This window comes from Alteromonas sp. G5_S2_22_S1 (genome assembly GCF_054968525.1).
In genome coordinates this window covers 37796-52519 of record NZ_JBQKUJ010000018.1, presented here as the reverse complement: position 1 = coordinate 52519, position 14724 = coordinate 37796, and the positions used below count along the sequence as shown (strand labels likewise).

Sequence of the window (14724 nt, the reverse complement as noted above, 5' to 3'; positions counted from 1 at the left end):
ACCTGATTAGGTTTTCAATAACGCCCAAGGTGGTTTACAAACAAGCTATTTAAACCAAGTTATTTACACAACAAAGGCGCAACAAGAAATTCCTGCTGCGCCTGAACTGCTTAAACGGCCCGCTACTTTGAATTAACGGGCCTGACACAACAGTTTACTTCTTGTCGTCGTCTTTAACTTCTTCAAATTCTGCGTCAACAACGTCATCGTTTGCTTGACCAGAAGAAGCTTGCTGCTCAGCGCCTTCTGCGCCACCAGCTGCTGCTTGTTGAGCTTGCGCCGCTTCCATCAACTTGCTAGACGCTTGAATAAGTTCTTGCGTTTTCGCTTCAATTTCTGCTTTGTCTTCGCCTTTAACTGCAGTTTCAAGTGCTGAAAGTGCTTCTTCGATTGGCGCTTTGTCCTCTGCACTTAGTGCATCGCCAACTTCTTCAAGCTGTTTACGTGTGGCGTGAACCATACCATCAGCTTGGTTACGCGCTTGAATCAGTTCTTCAAACTTCTTATCAGCTTCTTTGTTCGCTTCCGCGTCAGCTACCATTTTTTCTACTTCTTCATCGCTTAGGCCTGAAGAAGCTTTGATAGTGATCTTCTGCTCTTTACCTGTGTCTTTATCTTTCGCAGACACGTGTAGGATACCGTCAGCATCTAGGTCGAAGGTTACTTCGATTTGCGGTACACCGCGCGCTGCTGGACGAATACCTTCAAGGTTAAACTGACCAAGAGACTTGTTGCCGCTTGACTGCTTACGCTCACCCTGTAGTACGTGTACGGTAACCGCAGACTGGTTGTCTTCCGCTGTTGAGAAGGTTTGTGACTTCTTCGTTGGAATAGTCGTGTTCTTCTCGATAAGCGCAGTCATTACGCCGCCCATAGTCTCGATACCTAGAGACAGAGGCGTAACGTCTAGCAGTAGTACGTCTTTAACGTCACCAGAAAGTACACCACCTTGAATTGCCGCACCTACCGCTACTGCTTCATCAGGGTTAACGTCTTTACGTGGCTCTTTGCCGAAGAATTCAGTTACATACTTCTGTACCAGCGGCATACGTGTTTGACCACCAACAAGGATGATGTCATTGATATCGCCTACAGATAGGTCTGAATCAGCTAGTGCTTGCTTAAGTGGGTTAAGCGAGTTTTTCACAAGGTCTTCAACCAAAGACTCAAGTTTTGCACGAGTTAGCTTTATGGCTAAGTGCTTAGGACCTGTTGCATCAGCTGTGATGTAAGGCAGGTTAACTTCTGTCTGTTGTGATGAAGAAAGTTCGATTTTCGCTTTTTCACCCGCTTCTTTAAGACGCTGCATAGCTAGCGGATCTTTACGAAGGTCGATACCTTGATCTTTCTTGAATTCTTCAACTAGGTAGTTGATAACACGGTTATCGAAATCTTCACCACCAAGGTGTGTGTCACCGTTAGTCGCTAGTACTTCAAACGTGTGCTCGCCGTCTACTTCATCGATTTCGATGATAGAGATATCAAAAGTACCACCACCTAAGTCGTATACTGCAACAACGTTATCGCCTTGCTTCTTGTCCATACCGTAGGCAAGAGCAGCAGCAGTTGGTTCGTTGATGATACGCTTAACTTCAAGACCTGCGATACGACCTGCATCTTTGGTTGCTTGACGCTGAGAATCGTTAAAGTAAGCAGGAACAGTAATTACTGCACCCGTTACTTCTTCGCCAAGATAGTCTTCAGCGGTCTTCTTCATTTTCTTAAGTACTTCAGCAGAAACCTGAGGAGGCGCCATTTTTTCGCCTTTAGCTTCTACCCATGCGTCACCGTTATCAGCACCTACAATTTTGAAAGGCATGATGTCGATATCGCGCTGTACTTCTTTATCTTGGAAGCGACGACCAATTAGACGCTTAATTGCGAATAATGTGTTTTCAGGGTTTGTTACCGCCTGACGCTTTGCAGATTGACCTACAAGTGTTTCACCATCGTTTGTATAAGCGATGATTGAAGGGGTTGTACGATCGCCTTCCGCGTTCTCAATTACGCGAGGTTTGTCGCCGTCTAGAACTGCGACACATGAATTCGTTGTACCTAAGTCGATACCTATGATTCTACCCATTTCGTGTCTCCGAATAAGTTTCTTAATACTGTACTTTTAGTGGGGTTATTCCCCGGCTTTTCAATAGATGCCAGTAAAAAAACTGACATTTTCGTGTGTTTGTCGCAAAAAAGCGTATTAAGCTTGCGTATCCACACCGTCGCTTGGCGCACGCGATACCATAACCATGGCAGGGCGTAACAAGCGGCCGTTAATTTGATAACCTTTCTGCATAACCGCCATCACTGTATTTGGCTCGTGGTCTGCACTTTCTTGCATCGACATTGCCTGATGCAAATCAGGGTTAAAGGTTTCGCCCTGCGGATCAATAAGGCTTAATCCGAATTTCTCAATAGTGCCTAAGAAAGTTTTGTGGGTCATTTCCACACCTTCTAAAAGCGGTTTAACGGCCTCATTGTCGCCATCAGTCATTTCGATAGCGCGCTCTAGGTTATCGATAACCGGAAGCAATTCGCCCGCAAAACGTTCAAGAGCAAATTTGCGTGCCTTTTCTACTTCACCTTCAGCACGACGACGTGCGTTGTCAGCGTCTGCACGCGCACGAAGCACGCCATCTTGCTGTTCTTTGATGGTTGCTTGCGCCTCAGAAAGTGCGGTTTCTAGTTCATAAATGCGCTGTGCATTTTCATCTAGTTCTACGCCTTCTGCTTCTGACGTTTCAACCTGCGCCTCTTCTGCGCCTAGTACAGTTTCATCAACTGCATTTTCTTGTTCTGCCTGCACGTCGCGATTATCGCTCATGCCTACCTCCACACGTTTTTCTTAATTAGGCGATGCCCAATAACACTCAAATTACTGGGAATAACTTCGTTGCGCTTAGTTATGGGGCTAGTTTTAAGGTGATCAAGGGTATCCACAATATTTTTGTGGGTGATTTTTAAAAAATCGTGGGAGATGCGCCATATGTAAAGAACATGTTATTGTAAGTTCTTATAAACTGTACAGTCGCGAGTTTTGAAAATGCGTGCAACTACACGGACGAGCTATCACACGGGCTACCAATGCTAAGTATATGGACGGTTGGCACTATTGTTGGTTTTTACCTTCTCGCGCTTTTTGCTTTGGCATTTTGGGGCGACAGGCATTTACGCGATAACCGGCAACACCCTGTTCTCTATAGCCTTGGTTTAGGTGTGCACTGTACATCTTGGGCATTTTTCGGCACCACATCGCAAGCGGCACAATACGGCTGGGCAGTTATCCCTACGTATTTGGGTATTACGTTGACCATGGCATTTGCCTTTCCCGTAATACTTCACATAAGTAGGCTATGTCAGCAACACAACATTAGCTCGCTGGCTGACCTCATATCATTGAAGTACCAGCACTCTCATTTGATTGCCGCATTTATCACTTTACTGTGTTTTTTTGGGGTTGTGCCCTATATAGCCCTTCAATTAGACGCTATTACAAAGTCAATTAATCTACTTACTGGCGAGCCGCAAGCTACAACGCCTTGGTTAAGTATTTACGTGGCCGGTTTGCTTGCCATATTTGCTATAACCTTCGGCACGCGCACGCTGAATTTAACTGATAAGCACCCTGGCTTGCTGCTTACCATAGCATTCGAGTCAATCATTAAGCTTGTCGCGCTGTGGGCTGTGGGAATTTTTGTTTGCTTTTTTTTATTCGATGGCGCATTAGATTTAGTATCTAACGCAGCATCCAATGACAGTGCCAGAGGCGTCATTTATGCCGATAGCGCGCCTTGGGTATATTTATCACACGTAGCCCTTGGCGTTTGCTCGATGTTTGTACTGCCACGCCAATTTCACATGAACTTTGTTGAACAAAACGGCGAGGGTGAACTTAAAACCGCAAGGTGGCTATTTCCCCTCTATTTATTTGGAATGACCCTTTTTATTATTCCTATTGCACTTGCAGGAAAAATGCTGCTGCCGGTGGGTACAAGCTCTGATGCGTACGTGCTTGCCCTGCCTTTACATACTGAAAATATCGCGCTGTCGTCCTTTGCTTTCATAGGCGGTCTTTCTGCCACCACCAGCATGGTGATTGTTGCAACTCTAGCCATGGGCATAATGATATCAAACAATGTTGTTACGCCGCTGTGGCTGAAAGCCCGGTTAAAAACGTCTCCAAACCAGTCAATGCAACCAAGTAAGATCCTTTCTATACGTCGTATTACCGTAGTAGTCGTTCTTAGCATTGCGCTCTGGTATCACCTTAATATAAGTCAGGCCGCGCCCTTAGTTAAAAGTGGTGTAATTGCCATTGCGCTGTTAGCACAGTGCATGCCCGTGTTAATGTTCGGAATCTATTGGCGGCGTAGCAGCAAAGCCGCTGCTGTATCCGCTTTATTAGTGGGTTCTACGTGCTGGGCGATATTTCTACTCTACCCCAACCTGCTTTCTAGCTACTATTTTAACCCTGCTCCAACCGACCAAGCGCTTGGGCTAGGATTTGCCTTCTCGTTACTGGCTAATTGCATTACATTTGTTGTTGTGGCGTTCATTTCTTCGCGACACGGGACAAACGAAACCGACACGACACTGCAAAGCAATTCGCCCCCCAATTTACTCGTTAAAGTGCGTGACTTAATGGCGTTAACGGAACGGGTACTCGAAAGCGCCACCCATTCCCAGCTTGTAAAGCAACTTACGATTGATGTTGAGCGTGCATCAAGCAGCGGCTATGCCAGTCAGGCCCTTATCGATAGGGTGAATAAATTGCTTGCCGCCCAAGTGGGAGCGCCCAGTGCTCGAATATTACTAGGCGCTATCGCGGATACTGGTAGAGCTGCCTTGCCGGAGTTAGTTGACTGGGTAGAAGAAGCAACACAGTCTTTTCAATTCAATCACGAGGTACTTCAATCATCGGTACAAAATATTGAACAGGGAATCAGTGTAGTTGATGACAAGCTCCAATTACTGGCATGGAATGATAGATACGTAGAGCTTTTTGCTTACCCTAAAGGCTTTTTAAAAGCAGGTATGCCGATTACCGATATACTGAGTTACAACGCTAAGCGCGGCTTGTTCAACCCCTCCTCCATTGATAAACGGGTGAGCTATATGCGTGAGGGTACCCGCCACAAGCATATCCGCAAGCAGCCTGATGGAAAAGTGATAGAGCTAAACGGTGCGCCCCTTCCTGGTGGCGGCTACGTGACTACCTATAGCGATATCACTGAATACATGGCAATTCAAAAAGAATTAGAAAGTGCAAAAGAAGATCTGGAGGAAAGAGTTGCTCAACGCACTGCAGAACTAGAGGAAGCTAAGCTTCAGGCTGATAAAGCCAACGAAAGCAAAACCAAGTTTTTGGCGGCAGCTGGCCACGATCTCATGCAGCCTTTTAACGCCGCCACATTATTTGCCAGCATGCTGAGCAAAAAAACGCAAGGTAGCGAACTGGCTACGCTGTCTGAAGGCGTGGTGAATTCGCTAGATAACGCTCAGAGCTTACTTTCTATGTTGCTGGATATGACAAAATTAGATGCTGGCGTTCTCATACCGCAAAAGACTGAATTTGCCATCGATGAGATGCTATCTTCGTTGGTACAAGAGTTCAGTGTTATTGCAAAGCAAAAAGGGGTTACGCTGAGGTATGTACAAACGAATGTCATGGTGTATTCAGACAAAAACTTGCTGCGACGTGTGCTGCAAAACTTATTGTCCAACGCGGTTCGCTATACCCCTAAAGGCAGCATTTTAGTGGGCGTTAGGCGCATACAAACTGCAAATACCGAGAAAAAAATAAAGCTTTGTGTTTACGATACCGGTTTAGGTATTGCTGCACACCAACAGCATGAAATTTTTAGTGAGTTCCACCAGCTGGATAACAACAAAGGTGAAGGGATTGGATTAGGCTTAACTATTGTAGAGAAAATTTGTCGATTACTCGGCCATCAAGTAGGGCTAACCTCATTACCGGGAAAAGGTAGCTGTTTTAGTGTTACAGCAACACGCATAATGCATACGAGTGGTAATTCAAAACAAGTGCTGAAAACGGAAAGCTATAACAAAGAACTGTTTTTGGAAAACAAACGTTTCCTATTGGTAGAAAACGATGAGCAAGTCGCGAATGCAATGTGTGCTCTCCTTGCCGATTGGGGAGCAAATACAACCCTAATCACCAGTGGCACCGAGGCCCATAATGTTTCCCACCAGCACTTTGACGTACTTATTGCTGACTACCACTTAAACTATGGAGAAAACGGCTTTGATGTAGCGGCGATATTATCTGAAGAAAACGTGAGTTTCGCATTGAAGATATTGGTCACCGCTAATAGAAGCAACGAAATAAGAGAGAAAGCAGCAGCATCGCAATTTAGCTACCTACCTAAGCCTTTAAAGCCAGCGGCGCTAAAGCGCCTGCTTAAACAAACATTACCTCATCACCATTGACACTTCGGCAGTCCGAATTCGCAGGATAAATAAGCCAAACCTAATTTAAGTGCATTGCATTTTTGAACGCAATACCCGCCTTGGTTCTGTTGATAACACCAAGTTTTCTTAATACGGCTGACACATGTTGTTTAACGGTAGATTCGGAAATAGCCAGTTCGTAAGCAATCTGCTTGTTGAGCAAGCCATCTGACACCATTCTTAACACTTTAAGTTGATGAGGTGTGAGTTGTTTCAACCTAGCGGTGAAATCACCTTGGTCGGATACACTACTCGCATTAGAGGCAGCAGAGTTTTGTTGCGAATCCGAAGGCACCTGAACTGTTGGGGGTATCCAAGTTTCCCCATCCAATACGGTATTTACTGCATCAATAATACACTCAACCGAGGCCGATTTAGGTATAAAACCACTTGCACCTAATGCAAAAGACTTTGCCATGACGTCTGCCTCTTCTTGTGCGGTAATGACGATTACAAGCACATCAGGGTATAGCGCATGTACTTGTGCAAGGCCATTTAACCCTTCATTGCCTGGCATGGTAAGATCTAAGAAAAGCAGGTCTATGTCTTGAAAGTCTTCAAGATAAGAAAGGGTATCGGGGAATGTGGATGTTTCTACAAGCTCGAGGTGCTCCACGCTGGTTAGTGCATGACACATAGCAGCCCTGAACAAAGGATGATCGTCAGCAATCAAAATTTTTACGGACATAATGCTATCAACTTGTAACTACCTTGTTAATCAACATACTATCACGCCGGTCTCAAAAGGTTAATGCTTTAGCGTAACTAGTTACACAACACCTTCAACGCCCAACATTCTCGCAGGTACCAATCGCGTAAAAGTGAACACGCCTAAGCAGAAAAGCTTAGGCGTCATGAACGTCGCTAAGTTTATTTAAGCTATATAGTTTAGAATCGATAACCTACCGTAAGGTGAACTGTACGTGGGTCACCGTAATAACCGATAAGTGTAGTATCGCCACCAAGGCCCGGACCAAAGTTACCATCATCGTCTTGCGTGACAAAGTCATAACCACCAACCAGATACTCTTCATCGGTCAGGTTTTTGACGTGTAGTCCAGCATACCAGTCGCCTTCAACGCTTTCCCAGCGCGCGCTTAAATTCACCATACCGTAAGCATCTTGTTGAATAAGATCGCTGGTTTCAAAGATAAGGTAATCATCGCGATAGTAATAGTTGGCGTTAAACGTAATGTCGCCAAAAGTGGTTTCCAGCAGGTAATTGGCGTTTAAGTTGAACGTGTTTTCTGGCGTACTTGCTAAGCCAATGAGTGGTGGGATAGCATTATTTTTCTTAATCTCGAAGTCGATATAGCCGTAGGCCACATCAAACTGCAGGTTATCGGTTGCTACCCACGTCATCTCAAGCTCAGCGCCTTTCGCTGCGGTTTCTGCTGCGTTGCGCAAGCGCTGGTCAAGGGCCGTTGGGTCAGATAAATCACCTTCTATACCGATATATTGACGGTCTTTATGGTCGTAAGAAAATAGCGTTAGATTCATGCGAAGCGCGTCGCTTAAATCGCTTTTTACACCCACTTCGAAGCTATCTACAACTTCAGGTTCTACACCAGGCTCATTGGTTTGAGCTCGAGGGTTAAAGGTGCCTGATTTGAAGCCTTGTGAATAGCTAGCGAAGAACATGGTATCGCGGTTCATTTGATATTCCACACCCACTCGCGGGGTAAAGCGAGACCAACTCTCTACTGCTGGCGCATCTAGAATATCGTCACCATCGGTGTCTGTCCCGAGCACTTGGGGAACAAGTTGCCCATCGGGCCTTACATAGCCATCAATCCAGTCAGTTGACGGGTAAACATTCGCATACACCAAATCGTTGTTCACAAACGCCGACTTTTCTTCATCGGTATAGCGTGCACCTAACGACAAAGATACTTTATCGCTAATGTCATAGTTCATTTGCGCATACGCAGCCCAGCTTTCTGAGTTATTGCAGCCGGTAACTTCACGGGTCAAGCCGGTGGCTCCTAACACTTGCCCTAGCACACCTAAAATCGCATCGAAGTTTCCGCAGCTTTCACCGTCGTAAAAGTACAATCCCGAAACAACGCTAAAAGTATCACCCATATAGTTTGCTTGAAGCTCATGGGTATCATTACTGTCGTCGTATTCTGCAGGAACGTCAAATATGGGCAACGGCGTATTGTCAAAGTCAATATTGGTTGGTGAATAACTCTCTCTGTGCGAACCAATATATTTAAGCTCTAAATTATCATTCACTTGGTATCGCGCCAGCCAGTTATAGCCTTCTAGCTCGACTTTATTCCACGTAGGTAAGCTGGTGTAAGAATCGAAGACTGAATCAGGCACAGGCGCATCCGTTAAAATACTTGGAATTAAGCGATAGCCCCCTTTCGCATTTGACGTATCTTCGGTTTTATCCCAGCCAATGCGGAAGAATAAATCTTCACTTGGGTGCACCTCAAGCGTTACACGGGCTGCCCAAAGGTCTTTGTTATAGTTTTCTTTGTCTTGATTGGGCAACGCGCTTACCAGATATTCGCCAAAGCCGTCGCGGTTTAGGTTGGCATAACCCACGCCTAGATACACCGTGTCTTCAATCAATGGTATTTGTCCGGTCACTTTAATATCCCGCTGACTGTAGCTACCTACCGTAGCTTCAACGTTCATTTGCGTATCGCCGGTCATTTCTTTAGTTACATATTTTACCGCTCCACCGATGGTATTTTTGCCGTACAGCGTGCCCTGTGGGCCGCGCAAAACCTCAATGCGTTGCACATCCAAAAGGTCTAGTACCGCACCTTGGGGGCGCGCAATGTAGACATCATCAACATAAATACCTACGCCTGGCTCGTAGCCCCACAGCGGGTCTTGCTGACCCAATCCGCGAATAAATGCCGTCAAGGTGGAATTGGTACCGCGACTGGTTTGTAGCGTAGTGTTGGGCGAAAACTGCTGCACTTCAGTCAGCACGCTAATCCCTTTTTCGCCAAGTTCAACCGCACCAATAGACGTGATAGCTACCGGCGTTTCCTGTAACGACTCTACAGTTTTTCGCGCTGTCACCTCAATGCGTTCTAATTTTCCTTTTTGCGCTTCGGCGTCGGTATTAGTTTGGCTATCCTGAGAAAATACCGGCGCTGAGCTTAGTACACTTGCCACCGCAAGGGCGCATAAGCTATGCATAGGGCGTTTTACTGAAGCTCTTTTTTGTTCTTCTGTTGTAACAGTGGCTGAATATGGTTGGTAGGGTGATACCAAGCTATTTGTGTGTGCTGATTTAGACATAGTGAGTCCTTGTTGTTCTAAGTTTTAGGGCCTGTTGGTCTTTGCAGTACTTCGAAACTTCAAAGATCAATAAGCTCACGTCACTGTCGGATGTATTGCCTACGGTCAAAATCACTTTAGTTAATTAATTGTTAATAGTATGTAGTACCATCGTACTATGGGATTTTGGGAAAAGTAACGTCAAACTTTATGTCTGTTATGCATGCTTTTTATTTGATTTGCATACACTTTGTGGTTTGGGGTGTGCGCAAATCTTTAATCGACTTAACTGTTTCGGATCATCTGCGGTCACAGATTTTTAAGGAATAATAACTATGTTAAGTATGATTGGCTTGGTAGGCGGTCTGTTGTTGCTTATTGTGTTAACAATACGCGGAATGAACCTCTTTATTGCTGCACCACTGTGTGCGCTATTGGTAGCTCTTACCAATAACATTGGCGTGTTCACAGGCGATGTGAACTTTGTTGAAACCTATATGGGCGGCTTTTCAGGCTTTATCGCTTCTTGGTTTTTTATGTTTTTACTTGGCGCGTTATTCGGTAAATTCATGGAAGACACCGGAGCTGCTGACGCTGTCTCTCGTTGGATCATTACAAAAATTGGCTACAAACGTGCTGTGCTAGCGGTAGTGCTGGCTTGCGCCATTTTAACCTATGGCGGTGTTAGCGTATTTGTCGTGGCGTTTTCGGTTTACCCTATGGCGGTAAGCTTGTTTAAAGATGCTAATTTACCGCGAAGGTTTATCCCTGCCGCTATGGCCTTTGGTTCGGTAACCTTTACCATGACCTCTGCAGGTTCACCTGAAATCCAAAACTGGATCCCCATTAAGTATTTAGGTACATCGCCTTTCGCGGCTTGGGAGGTCAGCCTGATCGTGGCGATATTTATGGCGTGTTTTGGCTACTGGTGGCTGGCTAAAATGATTAGAAAAGCCGTGAACAATGGTGAGGTTTTTGAATCAAGAGCCAGCGACCCACAAGTACGTGAACGGGAATTACCCCACCCGCTCACCGGTATTGTGCCGTTAGTGGTGGTGCTAGTCATTTCATTTTTATTCCACGAAGAGCTCGCTCAACTGGCACTTATCCTTGCGTTAGGCGGCGGCGTGCTGTGTTTGTTGGCAATAAACTTCAAGTACTTTCATAGCTTGCCTGTTGCTATTAATGAGGGTACGACAGGGGCATTAATTGCCATAGGTAACACCGCTGCCGTTGTGGGTTTTGGTTCGATTGCAAAAAACACCGAAGCGTTTCAAACAACCGTTGCGCTTATGACCCAAATCCCGGGCAACGAACTGATAGGCGCAGCCATTGCCATAAGCGTTATTGCGGGGTTAACCGGCAGCGCCTCCGGCGGACAAGCCATCGCCCTTCCCTTAGTGGCGCCCCACTATTTAGACCAAGGCGTAGAGCCCGAACAGCTGCACAGAATCGTATCAATATCATCAGGTGCATTGGACTCTCTACCCCACAATGGTTATGTGGTAACAACCATTCGCGCTATTTGTAACGAAACCCATCAGGCGGCGTACTGGGCAGTGGGTGCGCTAACCGTAGTGGTGCCGGTCATTGGTCTTGCCATGGCCATTGGCCTATTTAGCCTAATATAAGTGGTTTTTCACATAACGCAGAATTTACCGTGTTCACGACGCCAGTTAAAAAGGCATATTTAATATGAACAGAAAACCCAAGCAGAAATTTGTACTTCATCGCTTAATAGACGTAAGCAGAAGAGTAGCCGGTGGGCGCTTGCGCCCCTTGTTTAACGCGAATTACCGCATGTTACCAACTAAAAAGCGTAACGCGCGTATTAACATTCGTTCTAGCAAAGTGATAGGCCTAATTGCCTCCCTATTACTCGTATTTAACAGCCAAGTATTCGCTGAAACAAAGACAAGTTCCGCTTCGCTTACTGAAAACACTTCGAGCACCGGGTCATCAGACTCTGTTGTTTCAGGTACGTTAAACGCCGCGCCCATGATTGTGGAAAAGCAGGTATTTGAGATACCTCAATATACGACGTTCGGTGGTAGAGACATTAAAAGCGTAAAAGTAGGCTGGGAGGCATACGGAAAGTTAAACGCTGCAAAGACCAACGTTATTCTTATTACCCATTACTTTTCAGGCTCCTCTCATGCGGCAGGAAAATATCACATCAACGATGCTTCCCCCGGCTATTGGGATAGCGTAATAGGGCCAGGAAAGGCAATTGACACCGAACGCTTTTACGTTATTAGTGTAGATACGCTGGCTAATTTAAATGCTTACGACCCTCATGTAATCACTACCGGCCCGGCGTCAATTAACCCAGACACTGGAAAACCCTATGGATTAGATTTCCCTGTAGTGACAATACGAGACTTCGTAAATGTACAAAAAGCCCTGCTTGAAAGCTTAGGCATTCGCAAACTCTACGCGGTTGTTGGGCCTTCGATGGGGTCGATGCAGGCTATCGAGTGGGCTAGTGCCTACCCTGACTGGGTGGAACGCATGATTTCTGTTATTGGCGCAGGTCAAAGTGATGCGTGGACTACCGCAGCCCTTGAACACTGGGCTACGCCTATTAAATTGGACAGAAATTGGAGTAAAGGCAATTACACACAAGAGCATGCACCGCTTGACGGCTTGGTGGGTTCCCTAATGTTAATTACCCAAAATGCCCTTACCCCTGCTTTTTTCAACGAACACGGCAGCATGCTAGGATTTAAAAATGTTGAGTCTGGGCCGCTTAGCAATATCCACCAATCTCATAGTATTGTGAATTGGCTGCGCGAGCGGGCACAATCAAGAGCGAAAACCATGGACGCCAACCACCTTCTATATTTGGTGCGCGCTTGCCAGCTTTTTGTTGCAGGCCATCAAGACAACATGAAGCAAGGGCTTTCAGCTATAAAGGCTAAAACCCTGTTTATACCCGCCCAAACTGATTTGCTTCTTATGCCTTATTTATCGCAAAGTGCACACCATGGCTTAACCTCTTTGGGTAACAACAGCAGCTTAACAACCTTAGACGGTAAATTAGGACACTTAGAAGGGGTGGCCAATATTTCAGCCCAGGCCCACGCAATTAAACAATTTTTAGAAAATGATAAGGCAGCAATGCAATGAAAAAACTCAATTATTCTTTACGTCGAGCTCTGTCTGTATCTTTGCTGTCTGCAGGCTCACTAACGTTAAGTACCCTTGCCGGGGCGCAAGACAACCTGCCCAACCTCTCTCTCGACCTAAAACATGTGACCGTCTCGGGGCTTTCTTCAGGTGGCTATATGGCAACCCAATTTCAGTTGGCGCACAGCGACTGGGTAAAAGGTGTGGGCGTTATTGCTGGCGGCCCTTATTACTGTGCGCAAGGCGACATTACCACAGCCCTTGCACAGTGCGTAAATAAAGTAGAGGGCGAAATCAGCCTTAACGCGCTGAATAAAAAAGCAAAGCAATACGAAGCAGAAGGTAAAATCGCCTCGCTTAATAATATGAAAGGCGCAAAAGTCTGGCTTTTTCACGGTACGCAAGACACCAGAGTCATTGCACAAGTCAGCGACTTACTGTTTGAACAATACAAACAGTGGACAGACACTCAAAATATTACCTACATCAATGACAAGCCCATGGCGCACCTTTTTCCAACAAAAGACAAAGGCGTGAACTGTATGAAGTCTGAGAGCCCGTTTATTGGAAATTGTGACTATGATGCAGCGGGTGCCATGCTTTCTCATCTCGTTGAAGGTGTCTCTGCGCCAGATGAAACACTATCAGGGGCGCTACATTCGATAAATCAGCAGGAAATAGCCAGAAGCGATGCTAAGACGTTGGCGAGTGAAGGCTTTGTTTACGTGCCTGAAAGCTGTGCTAAAGGCGAAACTTGTAGAGCTCACATTAGCTTTCACGGCTGTAATCAATATGCAGATGCCGTGGGCGATGCTTACACCATGCAAACTGGCCTTAACGCGTGGGCAGACGATAACAACATTGTGGTGCTTTACCCACAAACTAAAAAGTCTTTGTTTATGCCACTAAACCCACAGGGCTGTTGGGACTGGTGGGGCTACGCTTCAAGCGATTACGCGAATAGAGATGGCGCGCAAGTTCGCGCAGTAAAAGCAATGCTGTTTTCACTCAATAGCGACACGCCAACTGTTGAGACTCCAGGAGGTACGAATGAATAGACGCACAGTATTTATTACAGGCGGTGCAAGCGGTATTGGTTTGGGGATTGCGGAAGCGATGATGAAACAGGGTCACCATGTGATCATCGCTGACATCAATGAACAGGCCGCGAAAGAAGCAGTCATTAAACTTGCGCATTTAGAGGGTTCGGCCAGTGCGGTGGCTGTTGATGTGTGTGACGCACAACAAGTCGCAGCTTTGCCAGAAGTACTGGGCAAACACACTGTAGATGTACTGATTAATAACGCGGGAATTCAGCACGTTTCTCGCATTGAAGATTTTCCAGCGGATAAATGGCAGCAGCTGATTAATATCATGCTGGTAGGCCCCGCCCTTCTGACTCAAGCATTTTTACCGGCAATGCGCGAGCAAAACTACGGCCGCATTATTAATGTTGGCTCAATCCATTCTTTGGTGGCCTCGCCTTACAAGTCTGCCTACGTGGCAGCCAAACACGGGCTGTTGGGCTTTTCAAAAACCATTGCCCTTGAAACCGGTGACTGTGATATCACTATCAATACCCTTTGCCCGGCGTATGTAAAAACACCGCTTGTCGAGCAGCAAGTTGCCGCACAGGCGAAAGAGAATAATTTGACCGAAGAAGAGGTGATAACAAAAATCATGTTAGAGCCCATGCCTAAAAAGCAATTTGTGAGTGTTGAAGAGCTTGCTGATACCGCAAGTTTTTTGATGTCGCCTAGCGCGCGTAATATCACCGGGCAAACTGTGGTGCTAGATGGAGGTTGGACCGCGAGATAAAAAGGCAGCAAAGTGAGCTGCCCTATTAAGCTGAGCTAATCCCTAAGGGGCAACCAAAGC

The 14724-nt window shown here is 46.0% G+C and carries 9 protein-coding genes; 5 read left to right on the top strand and 4 right to left on the bottom strand.

The genetic code is table 11. The features are described from left to right. Nucleotides 1-154: 154 nt before the first annotated feature. Nucleotides 155-2083, bottom strand: a complete 1929-nt coding sequence (gene dnaK, locus ACTRWF_RS16485; protein WP_012517895.1) for a molecular chaperone DnaK — start codon at nucleotides 2081-2083, stop codon at nucleotides 155-157. 117 nt (nucleotides 2084-2200) lie between these two features. Beyond that, the gene (gene grpE / locus ACTRWF_RS16480) at nucleotides 2201-2824 is read right to left on the bottom strand and encodes a nucleotide exchange factor GrpE (RefSeq protein WP_012517894.1); all 624 of its coding nucleotides are present in this window, start codon (nucleotides 2822-2824) and stop codon (nucleotides 2201-2203) included. A 260-nt stretch (nucleotides 2825-3084) separates the two neighbouring features. On the opposite strand from grpE, the gene ACTRWF_RS16475 reads away from it, so the two are divergent. Then, nucleotides 3085-6450, top strand: coding sequence for a sodium:solute symporter family transporter (locus tag ACTRWF_RS16475; RefSeq protein ID WP_462835897.1), 3366 nt, complete (start codon nucleotides 3085-3087; stop codon nucleotides 6448-6450). Between the two features lie 40 nt (nucleotides 6451-6490). Here ACTRWF_RS16475 and ACTRWF_RS16470 read toward each other — a convergent pair whose 3' ends face one another. Then, nucleotides 6491-7159 (bottom strand): response regulator transcription factor, encoded by a 669-nt coding sequence (locus ACTRWF_RS16470; protein WP_012517889.1) that lies wholly within the window; start codon nucleotides 7157-7159, stop codon nucleotides 6491-6493. Nucleotides 7160-7359: 200 nt separating this feature from the next. Continuing rightward, nucleotides 7360-9738, bottom strand: coding sequence for a TonB-dependent receptor domain-containing protein (locus ACTRWF_RS16465; protein WP_462835896.1), 2379 nt, complete (start codon nucleotides 9736-9738; stop codon nucleotides 7360-7362). 314 nt (nucleotides 9739-10052) lie between these two features. Between ACTRWF_RS16465 and ACTRWF_RS16460 the strand changes: the two genes are divergently transcribed. The 4 genes from ACTRWF_RS16460 to ACTRWF_RS16445 all read left to right on the top strand — a co-directional run bounded on the left by ACTRWF_RS16460 (nucleotide 10053) and on the right by ACTRWF_RS16445 (nucleotide 14664). Continuing rightward, on the top strand, nucleotides 10053-11348 hold the full coding sequence (locus ACTRWF_RS16460) for an SLC13 family permease (RefSeq protein WP_462835895.1): 1296 nt from the start codon (nucleotides 10053-10055) through the stop codon (nucleotides 11346-11348). 64 nt (nucleotides 11349-11412) lie between these two features. Beyond that, nucleotides 11413-12846: an E22 family MetX-like putative esterase gene (locus ACTRWF_RS16455; protein WP_462835894.1), complete on the top strand. Its 1434-nt coding sequence runs from the start codon at nucleotides 11413-11415 to the stop codon at nucleotides 12844-12846. Then, nucleotides 12843-13904: an extracellular catalytic domain type 2 short-chain-length polyhydroxyalkanoate depolymerase gene (locus ACTRWF_RS16450; protein WP_462835893.1), complete on the top strand. Its 1062-nt coding sequence runs from the start codon at nucleotides 12843-12845 to the stop codon at nucleotides 13902-13904. Before ACTRWF_RS16455 ends, ACTRWF_RS16450 begins: the two co-directional genes overlap by 4 nt. After that, nucleotides 13897-14664 (top strand): 3-hydroxybutyrate dehydrogenase, encoded by a 768-nt coding sequence (locus ACTRWF_RS16445; protein ID WP_015066784.1) that lies wholly within the window; start codon nucleotides 13897-13899, stop codon nucleotides 14662-14664. The genes ACTRWF_RS16450 and ACTRWF_RS16445 overlap by 8 nt, the downstream gene beginning before the upstream one ends. Nucleotides 14665-14724: the final 60 nt, after the last annotated feature.